This is a genomic window from Streptomyces sp. YPW6, assembly GCF_018866325.1.
In the GTDB taxonomy this organism is placed as follows: Bacteria; Actinomycetota; Actinomycetes; order Streptomycetales; family Streptomycetaceae; genus Streptomyces.
In genome coordinates, this window is record NZ_CP076457.1 from 1824164 (window position 1) to 1843982 (window position 19819).

Consider the following 19819-nt stretch of genomic DNA (forward strand, 5'->3'; position numbering starts at 1 on the left):
TGCTGCCAATAATCATGACGAACGAGGACACGGCAGCAGTCTGGCACAGCACGGGCCGCCCGACGGCGGTGTCTCAGGATGCGGTCGTGACGCTGGTCGCACTCCGGCCCCGGTGGCACTCGCCCGGTATCAGCGCGGGACGGGGCCGCCGCGCTCGCCGCCCCGCTCCCCCGGCGCCAGCGTCTCGTCCAGGAACTCCGTCGTCCGGGCGAGCACCTGCGCGCGGCCCGTCCCCGGGATCCCGACCGTGACGTGGACGCTGAACCCGTCCAGGAGCGCCCGCAGCCGGGTGGCGGAGCGGTCGGGGTCCACCGGGCGGAACTCACCGCGCGAGATCCCCTCGGCGAGCAGCGCCACCAGGTCGCGGTGCCAGGCCCCCTCGATGGCGGCCTGCCGGGCGCGGGCGTCGTCGTCGGCGTTCTGCGAGCGGCCCCAGACCTCCAGCCAGAGCGTCCAGTGGGGGTCGCGGTGCCCGGCGGGGAGGTAGAGGCCGATGTACGCCTCCAGCCGTTCGCGGGCGCTCCCCGGCCGGGCGAGCAGGGCGCGGCGCTCGGCCCCGAGACGGCCCTCGCTCCACTCCAGGGTCCGCAGCAGCAGCTCGTCCTTGGTGCGGAAGTAGTAGAGCAGGTGCCCGCTGCTCATCCCCACGTCCCGCCCGAGGCCGGCCATGGTCAGCCCGTCGAGCCCGCGCGCGGCGATGGTGGCCATGGCGGCGGCGAGGACGTCCTCCCGGGGCGGGGCGGCGTGGCGGGTGCGGCGGGGGGCGGGGGTCATGGGCGCGGGCTTTCGGCGTTCGGGGCGCGTCGGGTCTTCGGGCTGTCTCAGACCTTCGGCTGCTGCTGGGTGATGCAGTGGATGCCTCCACCGCCGGCGAAGATCGTACGGGCGTCGACGAGGGTCACCGTACGGTCCGGGAAGAGGCGCCGGAAGATCGCGGCGGCCTCCTCGTCACGCGGGTCGTCGAAGGCGCAGAGGACCACGCCGTCGTTGCAGAGGTAGTGGTTGATGTAGGAGTAGTCGACCCACTCGCCGTCCTCGTCGCGCAGCACGGTGGGCGCGGGCACCTCGACGACCTCCAGGGTGCGGCCCCTGGCGTCCGTGGCGGCGCGCAGAACCGCCAGCAGCTCCCGGGTGACCTCGTGGTCGGGGTGGGCCGGGTCGGGCTGGACGTGGACGAGGACAGTGCCGGGGCGGGCGAAGGCGGCCACGATGTCGACATGGCCGAGGGTGCCGTAGGTCCCGTAGTCGCCGGTCAGCCCGCGGGGCAGCCAGATCGCCTTCTCGGTGCCGAGGCGGGCGTGGATCTCCGCCTCGACCTGCTCGCGGCTCCAGCCGGGGTTGCGCTCCCGGCCGAGCTGGACGGTCTCGGTGAGCAGGACGGTGCCCTCGCCGTCCACGTGGATCGCGCCGCCCTCGTTGACGAGCGGGGAGCTGTGGGCGGGGGCCTGGGCCAGCTCGGCGACGGCCCGCGCGATGTGCTGGTCGCTCTCCCAGCGGGCCCAGCCCTGGGCGCCCCAGCCGTTGAACGTCCAGTCGACGGCGGCGAGGGTGCGGCCGTCGGTGACGAAGGTGGGGCCGATGTCGCGCATCCAGGCGTCGTCGAGCGGGCGGACGGCCAGCTCGACGTCCGGGCCGAGCAGCGCCGCCGCCCCCTCCTCCTGCCCCGGACCGACCACCATCGTGACCGGCTCGAAGCGGCGTACGGCCCGGGCGACGGCGGCCCAGGCACGGCGGGCCTCGGCCAGCTCGGCGTCGGAGGCGAAGGTGGGGTTGGGGCCCGGCCAGGCCATCCAGGTGCGCTCGTGCGGGGCCCACTCGGGAGGCATGCGGAAGGGGGCGGGGGTGGTGGGCACGGGCGCTCCTGGGACGAAGGGTTTAGAGCGACACTCTAAAGGGCTGGGCCAGCGGCAGGGAAGGTCGGCTCCCTTCACTTCGAGCGGCGCTCCATGCTCCGGGTACGGAAAAGGCCGCACCGGCGGCGGAGCCGGTGCGGCCGTGCGGAACCCTTGCGCCCCGCGGAACCCGTGCGGCCTTCGGGCCGGGGAGCCTCCTAGCCGAGCGGGTGCATCCAGCCGTGGGTGTCCTCGACGACACCGCGCTGGATGTCGAGCAGGCGCTCCCGCAGCCTCATGGTGACCTCGCCCGGCTCGCCGCCGCTCTGGGTCCACTCGCCGCCCTGCGACTTCACCAGGCCGACGGGGGTGATGACGGCGGCGGTGCCGCAGGCGAAGACCTCCAGGAGGGTGCCGTTGGCGGTGTCGTCGCGCCACTGGTCGATGGAGACGCGGCCCTCCTCGGAGCCGTAACCCAGGTCCCGGGCGACCGTGAGGAGGGAGTCGCGGGTGACGCCGGCGAGCAGGGAGCCGGTGAGGGACGGGGTGATGATCTTCTTCGAGCCGTCCTCCTGGGCGTACACGAAGTAGAGGTTCATGCCGCCGAGCTCCTCGACCCACTTGTGCTCGACCGCGTCGAGGTAGGCGACCTGGGCGCAGCCGTGCTCGGCGGCCTCGGCCTGGGCGAGGAGGGAGGCGGCGTAGTTGCCGCCGGTCTTGGCGTCGCCCATGCCGCCGGGGACGGCCCGGACGCGGTTCTCGGAGAGCCAGATGGAGACCGGCTTCACGCCGCCGGGGAAGTAGGCGCCGGCGGGCGAGGCGATGACGATGAAGAGGTACTCGTTGGCGGGCCTCACCCCGAGGCCGACCTCGGTGGCGATCATGAACGGGCGCAGGTACAGGGACTCCTCGCCGCCGTGGTCCGGGACCCACGCCTTGTCCTGCTGGACCAGCGCGTCGCACGCCGCGATGAACGTCTCGACGGGCAGCTCGGGCATGGCGAGCCGGGCGGCCGAGCGCTGGAAGCGGCGGGCGTTGGCGTCGGGGCGGAAGGAGGCGACCGTGCCGTCGGGCTGGCGGTAGGCCTTGAGCCCCTCGAAGATCTCCTGCGCGTAGTGCAGGGTCATGTTGGCCGGGTCCAGCGACAGCGGGCCGTAGGGGACCAGCTCCGCGTCGTGCCAGCCGCGGCCCTCGGTCCAGCGGATGGTCACCATGTGGTCGGTGAAGTGCCGGCCGAATCCGGGGCTGGCCAGGATCGCCGCGCGCTCCGCGTCGGACAGCGGGTTCGAGGAGGGCTTGAGCTCGATCGTGGGCGTCGTCATGAGTGCGTGTCCTTCACCGGTCTTGTGTGTGATGGACCGCGCTCACGCCACCTCGGCCCGACGTTTTCCGGTCAGGTCCTGGGACGTCCGAGCTTCACCGCGAGCCACGGCCCCGCGTTCGATTATCGCCTGCGGGGGGCCGTGCACGAAATGGTGTGAATGCGGTCCGGGATCGATGGTGGCACCCGGAGGCCGCACAGGTGAAGCCGCCGGGCGCTGATGCGACCCGGCGGCTTCGGAGTGGAGTCGTCGGGTCAGCTCGCTACGCGTACCGCGAGGGCGTCGCCGATCTCGTCGGTCGTCCGCGTGGCGGCCCCTCCCGCATCGCCCGGCAGGCGCTCCGCGAGATCGGCGGAGACGGCGTCCTCGATGCGCACGGCCTCGGTGTCGTGGCCGAGGTGGCGCAGCAGGAGGGCGACGGAGAGGATCGTGGCGGTCGGGTCGGCCTTGCCCTGCCCGGCGATGTCAGGGGCGGAGCCGTGGACCGGCTCGAACATCGACGGGAACGCGCCCGTCGGGTTGATGTTGCCGGAGGCGGCCAGGCCGATTCCGCCGGTGACGGCGGCGGCCAGGTCGGTGAGGATGTCACCGAAGAGGTTGTCGGTGACGATGACGTCGAAGCGCTCCGGCTGGGTGACGAAGAAGATCGTCGCGGCGTCGACGTGCAGGTAGTCGGTGCTGACCTGCGGGTATTCGGCGGCGACCCGGTCGAACGTGCTCTTCCACAGGTGGCCGGCGTAGACGAGGACGTTGTTCTTGTGGACCAGGGTCAGCTTCTTGCGGGGCCGGGCGGCCGCGCGCTCGAAGGCGTCCCGGACCACGCGCTCGACGCCGTACGCCGTGTTGACGCTGACCTCGGTGGCGACCTCGGCGGGGGTGCCGGTGCGCAGCGAGCCGCCGTTGCCGGTGTACGGGCCCTCGGTGCCCTCGCGGACGACGACGAAGTCGATGTCCGGGCGGCCGGCGAGCGGGGTCGCCGTGTTCGGGAAGAGCTTGGAGGGGCGCAGGTTGATGAAGTGGTCGAAGGCGAATCGCAGCTTCAGCAGCAGCCCGCGCTCCAGGACGCCGGACGGCACGGACGGGTCGCCGATCGCGCCGAGGAGGATGGCGTCGTGGTTCTTGAGGGCTTCCAGCTCCGCGTCCGGGAGGGTGTCGCCGGTGCGGTGCCAGCGCTGGGCGCCGAGGTCGTACTCCTTGGTCTCCAGCTTCACATCCTGCGGGAGGACAGCGTTGAGGACCTTGAGGCCCTGGGCCACGACTTCCTGGCCGATTCCGTCACCGGGGATCACTGCGAGATCGATGCTGCGAGACATGCCGGGAGCCTAACGGTGCGTCCCACCCCATGACATCCGACGTCCACCATATGGACGGACGTACGGGTGTTCGGGGTGGGGTGGGTGGTGCGGCGGGAAGGGCGGAGTACGGCTGCGGAGGCGGCTCAGTGGCCGGTCTCGCCGCCGTTGTCGCGGCGGTCCAGGGCGCGCTGGAGGGCGGCGGCCGCGTTGCGGCGCTCGGCGTCGGCCTGGCGGGAGGTGTGACGGACGCGGCGGACAGTGGTCTCGGCCATGGTGGATCGACTCCTTGAGATTCCTGAGATCGCGTGACACCGGCGCGGGCGGCACAGCGCCGCGCGGTGAGGGGGAACGTGATCGGATGTCGAGGCGCCGGAAGGGGCGGGGAGCACACGCGGCAGGGGTTACCTGCTTCAGGCGCGCGCGACCATCCGCCGGTCGCTCGATCGAGCGATGCGTTCGGCTCCTACCAAGCTAGGACAGTCGGGCCGCGCTGTCTCCACAGTTAGTCGGACTTCCTACTATCTGAGACGGCCTTTTGAATCGGTGCAGGTCACAGCCGTGGATCCGGTTCAGCGGTCAGAGGAGGTCGCCGTTCCGCCAGTCGAAGGACAACGGGTGGGCGGGGTCGGGCAGGGAGTGTCCGGCCGTCGGCCGCACATAGGTGCTGCCCTCCTCCTCGGGCAGCGCCACGGGTCCGTCGGGCCCCAGGGCCCCGAGCCGGCCCGGCCAGACACGCCAGCCGCGTGCCGCGTAGAGCGCCGCGCCCGCGTCGGAGGCGGAGAGCGCGCCGAAGTCGTAGGCCGCGTCGATCACGCGTTCCAGCGCGGCCATCACCCGGTGTCCGAGGCCTTCGCGGCGACGGTCGGCGCGGACGGCGACGCCCTCGACGTAGCCGGCGCGGTAGGAGCGGTCCGCGTGCCGGACCTGGCGCTGGACGACGGAGCCATGGGCGATCAGGAGGCCGTCCGCGTCGCGGATCAGGGCGTGGACGCCGCCGAGTGCGTGCTCCCAGTCCTCGTCGGCGAAGTCGCCCTCGAAGGCGGCGTCGAGCAGGTCGCGGATCCGGGCCCGCTCGGCGGGGGTGAGATCGGCGGTGTGGGCGATGCGCACTGCGGGAGACGGGACCATGGCGTCCATCTTCCAGCCCGCGCCCCGCCCGACGGCGCATGATGCCACCGCACGCGCGGACCCGCCCTGACCGGGGTGCACGGTGGTCCGGGCGGGCGTCGGGCTCGTACGGCCGGATCCGACGGCGGATCGGGGACGGCGGGGCTCCGCGAGGGCGGAAGCCCGAGCCGCCGCGTCCGCGCCCTACCGGCTCACGGGACTCAGTACACCGAGACGCCGTACGCGGACAGCGCCTCGGTGACCGGCTGGTGGATGGCCGAGCCCGCGGTGCCCGAGCAGCCGGAGCTGCCGGAGTGGATGCCGAGGGCGACGGATCCGGCGAAGTGCGCGCCGCCGCTGTCGCCGCCGGCGGAGCAGGCCGTGGTGCGGACCATGTTGTAGACGGGCCCGTCACTGTAGTTGACGGTGACGTTGACGGCGGTGACCGTTCCGGAGGTCACCTTGGTGGTGGAGCCGCTCTTCTGGATCGCCTGGCCGACGACGGCGTTGGCGGCGGAGGTGATGTCGCGGGTGGAGCCGTTGTAGAGGTCGACGGCTCCGGCGGGCGAGGACCCGTCGGTGTAGCGGACGATGCCGTAGTCGTTGGTCGGGAAGCTGCTGCCCTCCCGCACGCCGACGACCGGACCGCCCGAGCGGGCCGACCAGTTGGCGGAGATGTTGGTGCAGTGCCCGGCGGTCACGAAGTAACGGGCCCCGCCCTTGGTGACGTTGAAGGCGGCCGAGCAGCGGCTGCCGCCTCCGTAGATCGCGCCGCCGCCCAGCACCTCGCGGCGGAACTCACCGGGGACGCGCTGGACGGCGACCGCGCCGTCGAGCCGCTCGGCGACGGCTTCGAGGCGGGCCATCTCCCGGGCGGAGACGGAGGAGTCGGCCTCGACGACGACCCGGTTGGTGCGCGGGTCGACACCCCAGGAGGTGCCGGTGATCTTCGCCTCGGCCTCCAGGGTCTCCATGGCGGCATCGAGCTGGGCGGCGCTGCGGGTCACCCGGCGGACGGTGGCCCCGGCGGAGCGGGCCTGCTCCTCGGCCCGGTCGGTGGTGACGGTGACGACCAGCTTCCCGGTCGCGGCGTCGAGGTAGGTACCGGCGGTGGCGGCCCCGAGCTGCCGTTCGACCTTGGCGTCGAGGGCGTACGCGGCCGGGGCGGGGATCGCCGAGGGGGTGGCGGCGGGGGCGTCGGCGGCGGTGGAGGGGGCGGCTCCGAGGCCGAGGGCTCCGGCGACGAGCAGCAGGGAAACGCCGAGGCGCGCGCGGGAGTTGCGTCTCATGGGGGGACTCCTTCTGAGGTGACGTGTGGGGACGTACCGAGAAGGAATTTGACATGCCCATTACCTACACCACAAGACCGCGTGCGCCGTGGGCCGTTGACGTCCGGCTGGTGCCGCCGGTCACCGGACACTGTCCGGGACCCGCCCCGGACCTGACCGAACCCCCGGTTCCCTCCGGGCTCCCCCGGGGCGCACACTGCGCCCATGCCCGACACGACACCCGAACCCGCGGCGGCCACCGCACCCGCGACCGCCTCCGCGTCCCGCCCCTGGTCCCCCACTCACGGCGCCCCGTACCGCCCCACGCCCTACCGACCCGAGCGGATCGCCGCCGAGGAGTCGCTCGCCCGCGCCGCGCGGCTGCGGCTGCGGCTGGACGAGCGCAGGACCGTCCGGGCCTTCTCCCCCGACCCGGTCCCCGAACAGGTGCTGCGTGACGCCGTCGCCTGCGCGGCCACCGCCCCCTCCGGCGCCCACCAGCAGCCGTGGACGTTCGTCCTGGTCAAGGATCCGGAGGTGCGCCGCCGCATCCGGGAGGCCGCCGAGCACGAGGAGAAGCTGAGTTACGACGGACGGCTCGGCGAGGAGTGGCTCGCGGCGCTGCGCCCGCTGGGCACCGACGCGGTCAAGGCCCACATGACGGACGCGCCCGGCCTGATCGTGGTGTTCCAGCAGCGCTACTGGCTGGGCGAGGACGGCGCCAAGCGCAAGCACTACTACGTCGACGAGTCCGTGGGCATCGCGGTGGGGATGCTCCTGAGCGCCCTGCACCTGTCCGGGCTCGCCGCGCTGATCCACACCCCGAGCCCGATGCGCTTCCTCGGTGAGGTGCTGAACCGGCCGGAGAACGAGAAGGCGTTCGCGGTCATCCCCGTCGGCTACCCGTCCGACGACTGCGAGGTCCCCGACCTCGTTCGCAAGTCGCTGGACCAGGTGCTCGTCGAGATCTGAGGCCCCGCCGACAGTCCCGTACACACAGTGAAACCGCCCCCCGGCCGGTAGGGGGACCGGTCGGGGGGCGGTGCTCACGAGGGGCTCCGCAGGAGAGCCCCGGGTCCGGGGCGTCGTGCTGCGGCGCCCCGGGAGGGCGTCAGCCCTGGTGCGGGTAGGTGTAGTCGGTCGGCGGGACCAGCGTCTCCTTGATGGCCCGGGTCAGAGTCCAGCGCTGGAGGTTCTGCGGGGCGCCCGCCTTGTCGTTGGTGCCGGAGGCACGGCCGCCGCCGAAGGGCTGCTGGCCGACGACGGCGCCGGTCGACTTGTCGTTGATGTAGAAGTTGCCCGCGGCGTAGCGGAGCTTCTCCATCGTGGCGGCGGCCGCCGCACGGTCGCCCGCGATGACCGAGCCGGTCAGCGCGTAGTCGGAGACCGACTCCATCTGCTCCAGCATGGCGTCGTACTGCTCGTCCTCGTAGACGTGGATCGCGAGGATCGGGCCGAAGTACTCGGTCGTGAAGACCTCGTTCTCCGGGTCGGTGCACACGATGACGGTCGGACGGACGAAGTAGCCCACCGAGTCGTCGTAGCTGCCGCCCGCGATGACCGTGCAGGTCGGGTCGGACTTGGCGCGGTCGATCGCGGCCTTGTTCTTGGCGAACGAGCGGTCGTCGATGACGGCCCCGATGAAGTTGCTCAGGTCGGTGACGTCACCCATCTTGATGGAGTCGACCTCGGCCGCGAACTCCTCCTGGAAACCGGAGTTCCAGATGGAGGCGGGGACGTACGCCCGCGAGGACGCGGAGCACTTCTGGCCCTGGAACTCGAAGGAGCCGCGGGTCAGCGCGGTCTTCAGGACGGCGCGGTCGGCGCTGGGGTGCGCGACGACGAAGTCCTTGCCGCCGGTCTCGCCGACGAGCCGCGGGTAGGTGCGGTAGTTGGCGATGTTGTTGCCGACCGTCTTCCACAGGTGCTGGAAGGTGGGCGTCGAGCCGGTGAAGTGGATGCCGGCCAGGTCGCGGTGGTTCAGCGCCACCTCGGAGACGGCCTTGCCGTCACCGGTGACCAGGTTGATGACGCCCTTGGGCAGACCGGCCTCCTCCAGGAGCTGCATCAGCAGCACGGCGGCGTGGGTCTGGGTCGGGGACGGCTTCCACACCACGACGTTGCCCATGAGGGCGGGCGCGGTCGGGAGGTTGCCCGCGATGGCCGTGAAGTTGAACGGCGTGATCGCGTAGACGAAGCCCTCCAGCGGGCGGTGGTCCATGCGGTTCCACACGCCCGGGGAATTGGCCGGGGGCTGCTCGGCGAGGATCTGGCGCGCGTAGTGCACGTTGAAGCGCCAGAAGTCGATCAGCTCGCAGGGGGTGTCGATCTCGGCCTGCTGCGCGGTCTTGGACTGGCCGAGCATGGTGGAGGCGGCCAGCGTCTCGCGCCAGGGGCCCGACAGCAGCTCGGCGGCGCGCAGGATGATCGCGGCGCGGTCGTCGAAGGACATCGCGCGCCAGGCCGGGGCGGCGGCCAGGGCCGCGTCGATGGCGTCTTGGGCGTCCTGCTCGGTGGCCCCGGCGAAGGTGCCGATGACGGCCTTGTGGTTGTGCGGCTGTACGACGTTGACCCGCTCGCCGCCGCCCATCCGCTTCTCGCCGCCGATGGTCATCGGCAGGTCGATCGGGTTGTCGGCGAGTTCCTTGAGCTTCACCTCCAGGCGGGCGCGCTCCGGGGAGCCCGGCGCGTAGGAGTGGACCGGCTCGTTGACCGGCGCGGGGACCTGGGTGACGGCGTCCATGAGTGCCTTGTCTCCTTGATGTCGGCGGGGATGTGGGTCGGCCCGGGGGCCGCTCAGCCCTTGGTGAGGATCGAGCGGCCGAAGAACAGCAGGTTGGCCGGCTTCTCCGCGAGGCGGCGCATGAAGTATCCGTACCAGTCGGTGCCGTACGCCGTGTAGACGCGCATCCGGTGGCCCTCGGCCGCGAGCCGGACGTGCTCGTCGCTGCGGATGCCGTACAGCATCTGGAACTCGTACTCGTCCAGTTTGCGCCCGGCCCGGCGGCCCAGCTCCTGGGCGATGGCGATGAGACGGGGATCGTGCGACCCGATCATCGGGTAGCCCTCTCCCTCCATCAGGATGCGGGTGATACGGACGTACGCCTTGTCGATCTCGGCCTTGTCCTGGTACGCGACGGAGGCGGGCTCCTTGTAGGCGCCCTTCACGATGCGGACGCGGCTGCCGGCCTCGGCCAGGCGGCGGGCGTCGTCCTCGGTGCGGAAGAGATAGGACTGGATGACGCAGCCGGTCTGCGGGAAGTCCTTCCGCAGCTCCTCGTGGATGGCGAACATCGAGTCGAGGGTGGTGTGGTCCTCGGCGTCCAGCGTGACCGTGGTGCCGATGGCGGCGGCCGCCTCGACGACCGGGCGGACGTTGGCGAGGGCCAGCTCGTGCCCGTTCTCCAGCGCCTGGCCGAACATCGACAGCTTGACGGACATCTCGGCGCGCGGGCCCAGGTCCAGGGCCTTCAGGCGCTCGATGAGCTCCAGATAGGCGTCGCGGGCGGCCTCGGCCTGCGCGGGGGTGGTGATGTCCTCGCCGACGACGTCGAGCGTGACCTCCAGGCCCTTGTCCGCGGCGTCCTCGACGATCGGGACGACCTGGTCGACGGTCTCGCCGGCGATGAAGCGGTCGACGACCTGCTTGGTGCCGGGCGCGGCCGAGATGAACCGGCGCATCTTGTCGCTGCGCGATGCGGCGAGAATCACGGGACCCAGCACGGGGTACCTCCACGAATGTACGGACGAGGCGTCGTAACGGTACGAACATGAACGAACCGGTACGGCACGGATAACCACTCTGAAATCTAGGTACCCCGTGCACGCTGTGCCATCGACACCTGTCACGCATCCGTGGCCGCCATCTCAGACATCTGTATGAGGAAGGCCGCGCGGGGGTGCAGAATGGCGGGGTGACAGGCGATTACCAGGAACTGGTCGACGAGATCTCGTCCCTCCTCGACGCCCCGGCCACCCTGGAGAACCGGGACTTCGGCCTCGTCGCCTTCGGGGCCCACGACAGCGACGACGACAGCGCCATGGACCCGGTCCGCACCCGCTCGATCCTGACCCGCCGCTCCACCCCCGCCGTCCGCGCCTGGTTCGAGGGGTTCGGCATCACCCGGGCCACCGGACCCGTCCGGATCCCCGCCGCGCCCGAGGCCGGGGTGTTCCGGGACCGCATCTGCCTTCCGGTACGCCATCGGGGTGTCGTCCTCGGTTACGTCTGGCTGCTCGACGCGGATCCGGGCCCGGCACCGGAGCAGCTGACCGCCGCGATGGAGGTGGCCGCCCGTATCGGGGCGCTGCTCTTCGACGAGGCGCGGGCGGGCGCGGACCTCTCACGGGAATTCGGCGCGGTGCTCACGGCGGGCCCCGGCCGGCAGCACGACACCGCGGTCGCCGCGCTGGGCGAGGCTCTGGGCCGGGACGCGGAGGGACTGCACGCGGTGGTGTGCGTGACGCCGTGGTCCGACGACACGCCGTCGGTACGGGGCGTGGCGTCGGCGGCTGCGCTGGCGGCGGTGCCCGCGCCGGGGCGGCCGCGCCCCTGTCGCTGGCGGCGCTCGTGCGGCTGCGCTCGCCGGACCGCCTGGACCCGGCGCTGAGCGCCGCGGACCGGCTGCGGGCGGGCTCGGACCCGGCCGCCACCGGAGGGATCTCCACGCCGCGCCGGGGCCTGGACCGGCTGACGGTCTCCTGGCGCGAGGCCACGGCGGCGGCCCGCGCGGCCCGCGCCGAACCCCGTCTCGGCCCGGTCGCCCGCTGGTCCGCGATCGGCCCGTACCGGCTGCTCACCGCCCTCCCGGGCACCGGGGCCGATCCCGGGGACCCGGCGGTCGCCGCCCTGCTGGTCCCGGTGCACCGGGAGCTGGCGCACACCGCCGAGGTCTTCCTGGACTGCGCGGGCCAGGCGAGCCGGACGGCCGCCGCCCTGGGCATCCACCGCCAGACGCTCTACTACCGGCTCTCCCGCATCCAGCAGATCACCGGCCTCGACCTGAACGACGGGGAGGACCGGCTGCTGCTCCACATGGCGGTGAAACGGGCCCGGCTGTGACACGGGCAGGCCGTCGGGACCAGGGGGTGACGCGCCTCTTCCCGGGGCACGGGTCCACGTCTCTCCGGGACGACGGATTCACGATGCGTCGGGGCAGGTTGAGGCCGCTCCCGGTGGACGGGTTCTCGTCTTCTCAGGGTGGCGGGCCGAGGCCCCTTCGTGGAGTCGGGTGCACGCCTCTCCCGGATGACGGGTCCGCATCCAGCGCGGGCCGCCGCGGCGGCCCGCGCACAGGGCCCGCACGCCCGCCTCGACGGGTCTCACAACGGCCCGTCGCCGTCCGCCGGTTCGGGGAAGGGACGGTCGCCGGCCACGGCGGCGAGCACGAACGGCGCGTCCCCGTCGCCGTGGCCGGCGATCAGTGCGACCCACCGGCCGCCGGGGTCGAGAGGGCCCCAGACCTCCAGGTCTCCGTACAGGTCCTGCGCGAACAGCGCCTCGAACAGCGGCTCGACCGGCAGACCGGCCTGCCGGCGCAGCAGCGGCCCGTCCAGCCGCAGCCTGCGGTGCGGTCCCCAGCGCGCGTCCAACGCCCGTGCCAGCCCGGCGAGATGGGAGGCCGCTGCCTCCTCCGCGTCGTTCCACTCCGGGGCGTAGACACCGGTGAGCGGGTCGCCCTCCCAGAGCGGCACGATCCGGAAGCCCGCCCCGGCGGTGGCCGTCCACTCGCCGGTGACCGGGTCGCCCTCGGCGGCGAAGGGGCCGTCGGCCGGCAGGGGAGCGACGAGCAGTTCCGCCGCCTCGGCCGCCGCACGGTCCGTGTCGAAGGGCTCACCCGCCCGGGAGGTCACAGCACCGCCCGGTCCATCGGACGGGGCAGCGGCGCCAGGGCGCCCGCCTCGCGGAGCCGTTCGTACACCCGCACCACGGTCGCGCTGTCGCCCGGGGCGGCGATGCTCAGGAGTTCCCCACCGCCGGGCAGCGGTTCGCGGACGGTCTCCAGGCCGTCGGGGACGAGGGCGGCGCGGGCCGGGGAGAGATAGCCGGTGCGGCCGACGACGGGGTCGCCGACGGAGTAGCCGGCGTCGTCCTCCAGCGCGTCCAGCACGTCGTCGTCGCTCACATCGCCGAAGTCCGGCTCCCACACCCGGGCGACGAGGGCGAGCAGGGCCTCCTCGGGCACCACGGCCTCGTCCGGGGCGTGCAGGATGATCGCGAGCGACTGGAGCAGGAACTCCGGCGCACCCCCGGCCAGTCCGCTGACCTCGGCCTGCCAGCCGGGCGCGCCGGTGCCGACGAGCCGCAGCCCGGTCCCGGTGAGGTCCGACCAGTCGGTCGCGCTCTGGGCGGTGCGGAGCGCGCCGAGCAGGGCGTCCCGGTCGGCGGTGAAGGCGGTGGCGGGCCCATTCCCGTGGACCTGGCTCCACACGTCGGCCGCCTGCGGGACCAGTTCGGCGATCCCGTCGAGGGTCCGCAGCCACCTGTCGGCGACCGCCTCGACCGGCTCCGGCCGGGGACCCCAGAAGCCCCGCACCACACGTCGCATGCTCGTCTCTCCTCCGTCGGCCTGCCCGCTGCACGCGGCTCCCCCGGCCGTCCGGCGGCCGGGGATCACCACGCGTTGCAGGCTACTCGGCCCGGAGCCCCCGGGCCGGGCAACCGCTACTCGTCGAAGGCTTCCGGATTCCTGGTGCTGTCGCCCTGGTGGGGCTTGGTGTGCACCACCCTGACCGGCAGCCCCTCCTCACGGAACGCCTTGCGGGCCGCCTTGGCCACGTCCGGGTCGGAGAAGTGCCACTCCACACTCCGGCCGCCGGACGCCTCGACCTGCGCGCGGGCCTCGGTGACGAACCTGTCCTTGCCGGACGGGGTGAGGGTGCCGCTGTCGGTCTTGGACAGATAGCTGCCGTAACCGTTCTTGGCCTCCAGGAACGTCTGCCGGGACGCGTCCCAACCGTCGTACTCCACCGCCGGCTTGCCCTCACGCGGATGCGGGACGACGTACTCCTGGCCCCTGTTCGTGCCGGTGATCTGCTCCTGGTAGCGCAGCCAGGACTCGTTCTTCCAGTTCGGCGCGGGGTTGCGGTCCCGGCTCGCCCAGTAGCCGTCGCCCCCGTCGGCGTCGCCGAGCGTACGGTCCCTGAGGTCGTCGGCCCACGACGGCGGGTTGTAGTTGCGCGGGTCGGAGGTGTCGTTGCGCTGCGGCTCGGGGTACGTCTTCTTGTCCGCCTCCGCCTTGCGCGCCCGCTCCGGTTCCTCCAGGCGCTTCTGCTCCAGGTGCGCCCGGCGTTCCGCCGCCCGCGCCTCCTCGGCCGCCTGCTTGGCCGCCTCGTCGCAGCCGCCCTCGGCGAGGACGACCCGGCCCGGCGGGCCGCCCGCCAGCACTCCGGTGCCCGTGCCCGGCACACCGCCGAAGCCTCCTCCGCCGTACGGCACCCTCGGCGGGCCGCCCGCGATCGCGCAGCCGGTCCGGCGCGCCGCGTCCTCGGCGCTGTCCGCCGCCTCGTCGGCCTCCCTCGCCGCCCGGCGCACACCGTCGAGATCGCCCGCTTCCGCGGCCTGCCGGGCTCGGCGGGCGGCGGCGCTCGCGTCGCCCGCCGCGTCCGCCAGCTCGGACGCCACCTTGCCGACCTTGCCGAGCTTTCCGGTCTTGCCGACGACCTTCGCGACGTTGTAGCCGGGGATGAACAGCGAGCCGACGTTCCAGATCACATCGGTGACGGCCCGGGTCTTCTCACCGTTGTTCCAGCGCTCACGGACCTCGTCGCCGACGAAGATGTCGTCGCCGACGGTGATCACGGTGTTGACGGAGGCCCCGCCCCAGTCCCACAGGGCGCCCAGGTAGTCGCCGTCGGCCCACTTGTCGCCCGCGCCCGAGGAGTCCTGGGCCCACTGGTCGCCGAGCTGCCGGCCGTAGTTGACCAGGCCCGACCAGGTCTCCGGCTTGAACAGGTCGACGATTCCGGTGATGTCGCCCCAGATCCCGTCGACCACGATGCCCTTGACGACCTGGGTCGTCCGGTCCCAGGCGCAGCCGAAGAAGCCCCAGCCGCCGCAGTCCTCCTGCTCCTCCGCCTGCTCGCCGCCCTCGTCCCCGCCGCCGTCGTCCGACGCCTGTACGTCGTAGGCGGCCTCGGGCTCCTCGTTGTCCTCGGGGTAGGTGTCCTCCCCCGTGCCGGGGCGCCCGTCGTCGGGGCCTCCGGTGCCACCGGAGGAGTCGGCGCCTGCGGCGCCCTGGGTGCCCTCGGAGCCGCCGGTGCCGCCAGGACCACCCGTGCCCTCGGAGCCGCCGCTGCCGCCCGGACCACCCGTGCCCTCGGAGCCGCCGCTGCCGCCCGGACCACCCGTGCCCTCGGAGCCGCCGCTGCCGCCCGGACCACCCGTGCCCTCGGAGCCGCCGGCGCCCTCGCTGCCACCGGTTCCGCCCGTGCTCTCGGTGCCGCCCGTACCGCCGGTGCCACCCGTACCGCCCGTCGCGTCGCCGCCGGCCGTGCCGCCCGTGGTGGAGCCTCCGGTGGTGGTCGAACCACCGTCGGCGGCACTGCCCTCGGCTCCGCCGTCCGCGCCGCCGTCCGGGCTCCCCGACGTCCCTCCGTCCACGCCGCCGCCCGGGTCGTCGCCCGCCACCGTGTCGCTGCCGCCGGGCGAGACCGGGCACGAGCTGCCCGTCAGCGAGCAGATCGCCGACTGGAGCCCCTCCGTGATCCGGCCGCCCAGGCCGCCCACTGTCAGCGCGCCGATCAGCGCGACGACGATCAGGACCAGGCCCAGGTACTCCAGCGCGGACTGCCCTCGGTCCCGGCGCCAGGTGATCATGTGCGGGAGCGAGAACGTCGGCGGCTCCCCGCGCTCCCGGGGCGGCAGCAGGAACCACGCGCGGCTCTGCGGACGGCGCAGCAGCACCAGGATGAGGACGGGCAGCACCAGCTGCGTGAACCCGTCCGGAGACCCGTCCGCCAGGTTGCCGAGCCCGCCGACGATCAGCCAGATCTGGACGGCGACGACGCCCCACAGCACGCGCCTGCCGCCCGTGCGCAGGTGCCGGGCCAGCAGGGCGCCGAGCACCCCGGGAGCGGAGGCGTACAGGAGGATGCCGAGCACCTGGGCGCCCATGGCGTCGGCGGCGAGCGCGGAGCCGGAGAGGCCGACCGCGCCGAGAACCGTCGCACCGAGCAGGACCAGGAGCAGCACCCGGACCAGGGCGATCGGGCCCGGGAGGTCACGCCGGGGTGCGGCGGCCGGAGCCGGGCCTCCCGCTACGGGTATGCCACCGACAGCAGACATACGTGATCCGACCCCCGGTGCCCATGAGTGACATGACAACCGGTCACCCTAGGGTCGGGGATCTCGCGCGTCGTGGGCCCCAGGGCCCAACTCCGGGCCCATCGGGGCGGGTCCGCCCCGGAAAAGACGGCTGCCGGGCGCTCCCGCGGAGGGGGCGCCCGGCAGCCGGGGTCGTACAGGCGGTCAGTCGGTCAGTCGGTCAGTCGGTGAGGTTCACCGAGCGGGCCGAGGAGGCGCCGATCTCCTCGGCGATCTCGGTCAGCACCGGCTGCGGGACCGTCTCGTCGACGGTGAGGACGACCAGCGCCTCGCCGCCCTCCGTGGCCCGCGAGACCTGCATGCCCGCGATGTTCAGCCCGGCCTCGCCGAGGATCTTGCCGACCGTGCCGACCACTCCGGGCCGGTCCTGGTAGCGCAGGACGACCATGTGGTCGGCGAGCGCCAGGTCCACGTCGTGCTCGCCGATGGCGACGATCTTCTGGAGGTGCTTCGGGCCGGCCAGGGTGCCGGAGACCGCGACCTCCTCGCCGCTGCCGAGCGTGCCGCGCACGGTGACGACGTTGCGGTGGTCGGGCGACTCGGAGCTGGTGGTGAGGCGCACCTCGACGCCGCGCTCCTGCGCGAACAGCGGGGCGTTGACGTAGGAGACGGTCTCGTCGACGACGTCCTCGAAGACGCCCTTGAGCGCGGAGAGCTCCAGCACCTTGACGTCGTGCTGGGTGATCTCGCCGTACACCTCGACGTCGAGCCGGGCCGCGACCTCGCCCGCGAGCGCGGTGAAGATCCGGCCGAGCTTCTCGGCGAGCGGCAGCCCGGGGCGTACGTCCTCGGCGATGACGCCGCCCTGGACGTTGACGGCGTCCGGGACCAGCTCGCCGGCGAGCGCGAGGCGCACGGACTTGGCGACCGCGATGCCCGCCTTCTCCTGCGCCTCGTCGGTGGAGGCGCCCAGGTGCGGGGTGCAGACGACCTGGTCGAACTCGAACAGCGGGGAGTCCGTGCAGGGCTCCTTGGCGTACACGTCGAGGCCGGCGCCGGCGACGCGGCCCTCCTTGAGGGCGGAGTGGAGCGCGTCCTCGTCGACGATCCCGCCGCGCGCGGCGTTGACGATTCGGACCGAGGGCTTCACCTTGTGCAGCGCCTCGTCACCGATGAGACCGAGGGTCTCCGGGGTCTTCGGCAGGTGCACGGTGATGAAGTCGGCGACCTCCAGCAGCTCGTCCAGGCTGAGGAGCTTGACGCCCATCTGCGCGGCGCGGGCCGGCTGCACGTAGGGGTCGTAGGCGACGACCTTCATGCCGAAGGCCGACATGCGCTGGGCCACCAGGACACCGATGCGGCCGAGGCCGACGACGCCGAGGATCTTCTCGCTGAGCTCGACCCCGGTGTACTTGGAGCGCTTCCACTCGCCGTTCTTGAGCGCGGTGTTGGCCTGCGGGATGTTGCGCGCGGTGGCCACGAGCAGACCGCAGGCCAGCTCGGCGGCGGTGACGATGTTGGAGGTCGGGGCGTTGACGACCATCACGCCGGCCTTGGTGGCCGCGGAGACGTCCACGTTGTCCAGACCGACGCCCGCGCGGGCGACGACCCGGAGCTTCCTGGCGGCGGCGAGGGCCTCGGCGTCGACCTTGGTCGCGGAGCGCACGAGGATCGCGTCGACGTCGGCGATCGCGGGGAGCAGTTCGGCGCGGTCCGCGCCGTTGCAGTGCCGGATCTCGAAATCCGGACCCAGGGCGTCGACCGTGGCGGGCGACAGCTCTTCAGCGATGAGTACGACAGGTTTCGAGCTCACGTGAGTCCTCACAAGTCCAGTGCGGACGGCCGTCCCGACGGCCGCAGGCGGTGGAGGGGCTAGCCGCGTGGTAGACGCACGACACTGTGGGCCCTGACGCGTGTTGGTGTTCAGAAGTGTAGTCATGCAAGGGGCCGCGTATCGCGCCCTCGTGGAAGGATCACCCACATGAGGATGGACGTGGTGTACACCCGTGCGGAAAAGCCCCTGGGGATGCCGCGGAGCGGGGCGGGCCCGTGACGGGCCCGCCCCGCTCCCCCGAGGCCTAGGCCTCCTCGTCGTTCACCCAGCTCATGAGCTTGCGCAGCTCGCGGCCGGTGGTCTCCAGCAGGTGGTCGCTGTCGGCCTTCTTGTACTCGTTGTACTGGGGCAGACCGTTGTGGTACTCGGCCATCCAGTTCTTGGCGAAGGTGCCGTCCTGGATCTCGGCGAGGACCTTCTTCATCTCGGCCTTGGTGGCGTCGGTGATGATCCGGGGGCCGGTGACGTAGTCGCCCCACTCGGCGGTCTCCGAGATGGACCAGCGCATCTTCTCCAGGCCGCCCTCGTACATGAGGTCGACGATGAGCTTCAGCTCGTGCAGGCACTCGAAGTACGCGATCTCGGGCTGGTAGCCGGCCTCGGTCAGCGTCTCGAAACCGGCCTTGACCAGGGCGGCGGTGCCACCGCAGAGGACGGCCTGCTCACCGAACAGGTCGGTCTCGGTCTCCTCGGTGAAGGTGGTCTTGATGACGCCGGCGCGGGTGCCGCCGATGCCCTTGGCGTACGACAGGGCGAGCTCCAGGCCCTTGCCCGTGGCGTCCTGCTCGACGGCCACGATGCAGGGGACGCCGCGGCCCTCCTCGTACTGGCGGCGGACCAGGTGGCCGGGGCCCTTGGGGGCGACCATGCAGACGTCGACGTCGGCCGGGGGCTTGATGAAGCCGAAGCGGATGTTCAGGCCGTGGCCGAAGAACAGCGCGTCGCCCGCCTTGAGGTTGTCCTTGACGGACTCCTCGTAGACCTGGGCCTGGATCGGGTCCGGAACGAGGATCATGATGACGTCGGCCTCGGCGGCCGCCTCGGAGGGAGTCACCACGCGCAGGCCCTGCTCCTCGGCCTTGGCCTTGGACTTCGAGCCCTCGTGCAGACCGACGCGGACGTCGACGCCGGAGTCACGGAGCGACAGCGCGTGGGCGTGGCCCTGGCTGCCGTAACCGAGAACCGCGACCTTGCGGCCCTGGATGATGGACAGGTCGGCATCGTCGTCGTAGAACAGCTCGGCCACTGGGTCTTCTCCTTGGTGTGCAGGTGTTGCGTCCCACCGTACGGCGGGGTGCGTCGTATGCGTTGTCGGGTCTCGCGATGCGAGCGGGGCGTGCTGTCCGCTCAGGCCGAGCGGTCGAGGGCGCGCAGGGACCGGTCGGTGATCGAGCGCGCGCCGCGCCCTATGGCGATGGTGCCGGACTGGACGAGCTCCTTGATGCCGTACTGCTCCAGCATCTTGAGCATCGCCTCCAGCTTGTCGGCCCCTCCGGTCGCCTCGATCGTGACGGCGTCCGGGGAGACGTCGACGGTCTTGGCGCGGAACAGCTGGACGATCTCGACGATCTGGGAGCGGGTCTCGCTGTCGGCGCGCACCTTCACCAGGACGAGCTCCCGCTGGATCGCGGCGGACGGCTCGAGTTCGACGATCTTCAGGACGTTGACCAGCTTGTTGAGCTGCTTGGTCACCTGCTCCAGGGGCAGGTCCTCGACATTCACGACGATGGTGATGCGGGAGATGTCGGGGTGCTCGGTCGTACCGACCGCGAGCGAGTCGATGTTGAAGCCGCGGCGGGAGAACAGCGCGGTGATCCGGGCGAGGACACCGGGCTTGTTCTCGACCAGGACGGAGAGCGTGTGCTTTTCGGACATGGGAGTCGTTCTCTCTCTGTC

16 protein-coding genes and 1 pseudogene are annotated in these 19819 nt (G+C 72.4%); 2 read left to right on the forward strand and 15 right to left on the reverse strand.

Annotated features, from left to right (window positions below; genetic code table 11):
• Positions 1-129: 129 nt before the first annotated feature.
• The 7 genes from KME66_RS07935 to KME66_RS07960 all read right to left on the reverse strand — a co-directional run bounded on the left by KME66_RS07935 (position 130) and on the right by KME66_RS07960 (position 6845).
• Positions 130-774, reverse strand: coding sequence for a TetR/AcrR family transcriptional regulator (locus KME66_RS07935; protein ID WP_216320515.1), 645 nt, complete (start codon positions 772-774; stop codon positions 130-132).
• 47 nt (positions 775-821) lie between these two features.
• Positions 822-1853, reverse strand: a complete 1032-nt coding sequence (locus KME66_RS07940; protein WP_216320516.1) for an agmatine/peptidylarginine deiminase — start codon at positions 1851-1853, stop codon at positions 822-824.
• A gap of 197 nt (positions 1854-2050) precedes the next feature.
• On the reverse strand, positions 2051-3154 hold the full coding sequence (locus KME66_RS07945) for a branched-chain amino acid aminotransferase (RefSeq protein WP_216320517.1): 1104 nt from the start codon (positions 3152-3154) through the stop codon (positions 2051-2053).
• 254 nt (positions 3155-3408) lie between these two features.
• Entirely contained in the window at positions 3409-4467 is a 1059-nt protein-coding gene (locus KME66_RS07950; RefSeq protein ID WP_216320518.1) for a 3-isopropylmalate dehydrogenase, read from the reverse strand.
• A gap of 125 nt (positions 4468-4592) precedes the next feature.
• The gene (locus tag KME66_RS34390; protein ID WP_255311746.1) at positions 4593-4721 is read right to left on the reverse strand and encodes a hypothetical protein; all 129 of its coding nucleotides are present in this window, start codon (positions 4719-4721) and stop codon (positions 4593-4595) included.
• A 304-nt stretch (positions 4722-5025) separates the two neighbouring features.
• The gene (locus KME66_RS07955) at positions 5026-5577 is read right to left on the reverse strand and encodes a GNAT family N-acetyltransferase (protein WP_216320519.1); all 552 of its coding nucleotides are present in this window, start codon (positions 5575-5577) and stop codon (positions 5026-5028) included.
• A gap of 200 nt (positions 5578-5777) precedes the next feature.
• A complete protein-coding gene (locus tag KME66_RS07960; RefSeq protein WP_216320521.1) occupies positions 5778-6845 on the reverse strand; it encodes a S1 family peptidase in 1068 nt (355 codons plus the stop codon).
• Between the two features lie 204 nt (positions 6846-7049).
• Between KME66_RS07960 and KME66_RS07965 the strand changes: the two genes are divergently transcribed.
• The gene (locus KME66_RS07965; protein WP_216320522.1) at positions 7050-7796 is read left to right on the forward strand and encodes a nitroreductase family protein; all 747 of its coding nucleotides are present in this window, start codon (positions 7050-7052) and stop codon (positions 7794-7796) included.
• A 139-nt stretch (positions 7797-7935) separates the two neighbouring features.
• Here KME66_RS07965 and pruA read toward each other — a convergent pair whose 3' ends face one another.
• Positions 7936-9567 (reverse strand): L-glutamate gamma-semialdehyde dehydrogenase, encoded by a 1632-nt coding sequence (pruA, locus tag KME66_RS07970; protein WP_073214086.1) that lies wholly within the window; start codon positions 9565-9567, stop codon positions 7936-7938.
• A gap of 53 nt (positions 9568-9620) precedes the next feature.
• Positions 9621-10547: a proline dehydrogenase family protein gene (locus KME66_RS07975; RefSeq protein ID WP_073214088.1), complete on the reverse strand. Its 927-nt coding sequence runs from the start codon at positions 10545-10547 to the stop codon at positions 9621-9623.
• Positions 10548-10738: 191 nt separating this feature from the next.
• Between KME66_RS07975 and KME66_RS07980 the strand changes: the two are divergent.
• Positions 10739-11886, forward strand: a pseudogene (locus KME66_RS07980) (PucR family transcriptional regulator).
• 260 nt (positions 11887-12146) lie between these two features.
• On the opposite strand, the gene KME66_RS07985 reads toward KME66_RS07980, so the two are convergent.
• The 6 genes from KME66_RS07985 to ilvN all read right to left on the reverse strand — a co-directional run bounded on the left by KME66_RS07985 (position 12147) and on the right by ilvN (position 19798).
• The gene (locus KME66_RS07985) at positions 12147-12677 is read right to left on the reverse strand and encodes a hypothetical protein (RefSeq protein ID WP_073214092.1); all 531 of its coding nucleotides are present in this window, start codon (positions 12675-12677) and stop codon (positions 12147-12149) included.
• Positions 12674-13372 carry a hypothetical protein gene (locus KME66_RS07990; RefSeq protein ID WP_216320524.1) on the reverse strand — a complete coding sequence of 233 codons (699 nt, stop codon included), beginning with the start codon at positions 13370-13372 and terminating at the stop codon, positions 12674-12676. The genes KME66_RS07985 and KME66_RS07990 overlap by 4 nt, the downstream gene beginning before the upstream one ends.
• 116 nt (positions 13373-13488) lie before the next feature.
• Positions 13489-16110, reverse strand: coding sequence for a Tox-REase-5 domain-containing protein (locus tag KME66_RS07995; protein WP_216320527.1), 2622 nt, complete (start codon positions 16108-16110; stop codon positions 13489-13491).
• A gap of 199 nt (positions 16111-16309) precedes the next feature.
• A complete protein-coding gene (serA, locus tag KME66_RS08000) occupies positions 16310-17902 on the reverse strand; it encodes a phosphoglycerate dehydrogenase (RefSeq protein ID WP_073214101.1) in 1593 nt (530 codons plus the stop codon).
• 265 nt (positions 17903-18167) lie between these two features.
• Positions 18168-19169 carry a ketol-acid reductoisomerase gene (gene ilvC, locus KME66_RS08005; protein WP_073214104.1) on the reverse strand — a complete coding sequence of 334 codons (1002 nt, stop codon included), beginning with the start codon at positions 19167-19169 and terminating at the stop codon, positions 18168-18170.
• Positions 19170-19270: 101 nt separating this feature from the next.
• A complete protein-coding gene (ilvN, locus tag KME66_RS08010; protein ID WP_019761169.1) occupies positions 19271-19798 on the reverse strand; it encodes an acetolactate synthase small subunit in 528 nt (175 codons plus the stop codon).
• Positions 19799-19819 lie beyond the last annotated feature (21 nt).

What these genes read in the sequence shown, in the direction of transcription:
- KME66_RS07935 (WP_216320515.1), bottom strand. Translation starts at nt 774, where the DNA reads ATGACCCCCGCCCCCCGCCGCACCCGCCACGCCGCCCCGCCCCGGGAG.
- KME66_RS07945 (WP_216320517.1), bottom strand. Translation starts at nt 3,154, where the DNA reads ATGACGACGCCCACGATCGAGCTCAAGCCCTCCTCGAACCCGCTGTCC.
- KME66_RS07950 (WP_216320518.1), bottom strand. Translation starts at nt 4,467, where the DNA reads ATGTCTCGCAGCATCGATCTCGCAGTGATCCCCGGTGACGGAATCGGC.
- KME66_RS34390 (WP_255311746.1), bottom strand. Translation starts at nt 4,721, where the DNA reads ATGGCCGAGACCACTGTCCGCCGCGTCCGTCACACCTCCCGCCAGGCC.
- KME66_RS07955 (WP_216320519.1), bottom strand. Translation starts at nt 5,577, where the DNA reads ATGGTCCCGTCTCCCGCAGTGCGCATCGCCCACACCGCCGATCTCACC.
- KME66_RS07960 (WP_216320521.1), bottom strand. Translation starts at nt 6,845, where the DNA reads ATGAGACGCAACTCCCGCGCGCGCCTCGGCGTTTCCCTGCTGCTCGTC.
- KME66_RS07965 (WP_216320522.1), top strand. Translation starts at nt 7,050, where the DNA reads ATGCCCGACACGACACCCGAACCCGCGGCGGCCACCGCACCCGCGACC.
- pruA (WP_073214086.1), bottom strand. Translation starts at nt 9,567, where the DNA reads ATGGACGCCGTCACCCAGGTCCCCGCGCCGGTCAACGAGCCGGTCCAC.
- KME66_RS07990 (WP_216320524.1), bottom strand. Translation starts at nt 13,372, where the DNA reads ATGCGACGTGTGGTGCGGGGCTTCTGGGGTCCCCGGCCGGAGCCGGTC.
- KME66_RS07995 (WP_216320527.1), bottom strand. Translation starts at nt 16,110, where the DNA reads ATGTCTGCTGTCGGTGGCATACCCGTAGCGGGAGGCCCGGCTCCGGCC.
- ilvN (WP_019761169.1), bottom strand. Translation starts at nt 19,798, where the DNA reads ATGTCCGAAAAGCACACGCTCTCCGTCCTGGTCGAGAACAAGCCCGGT.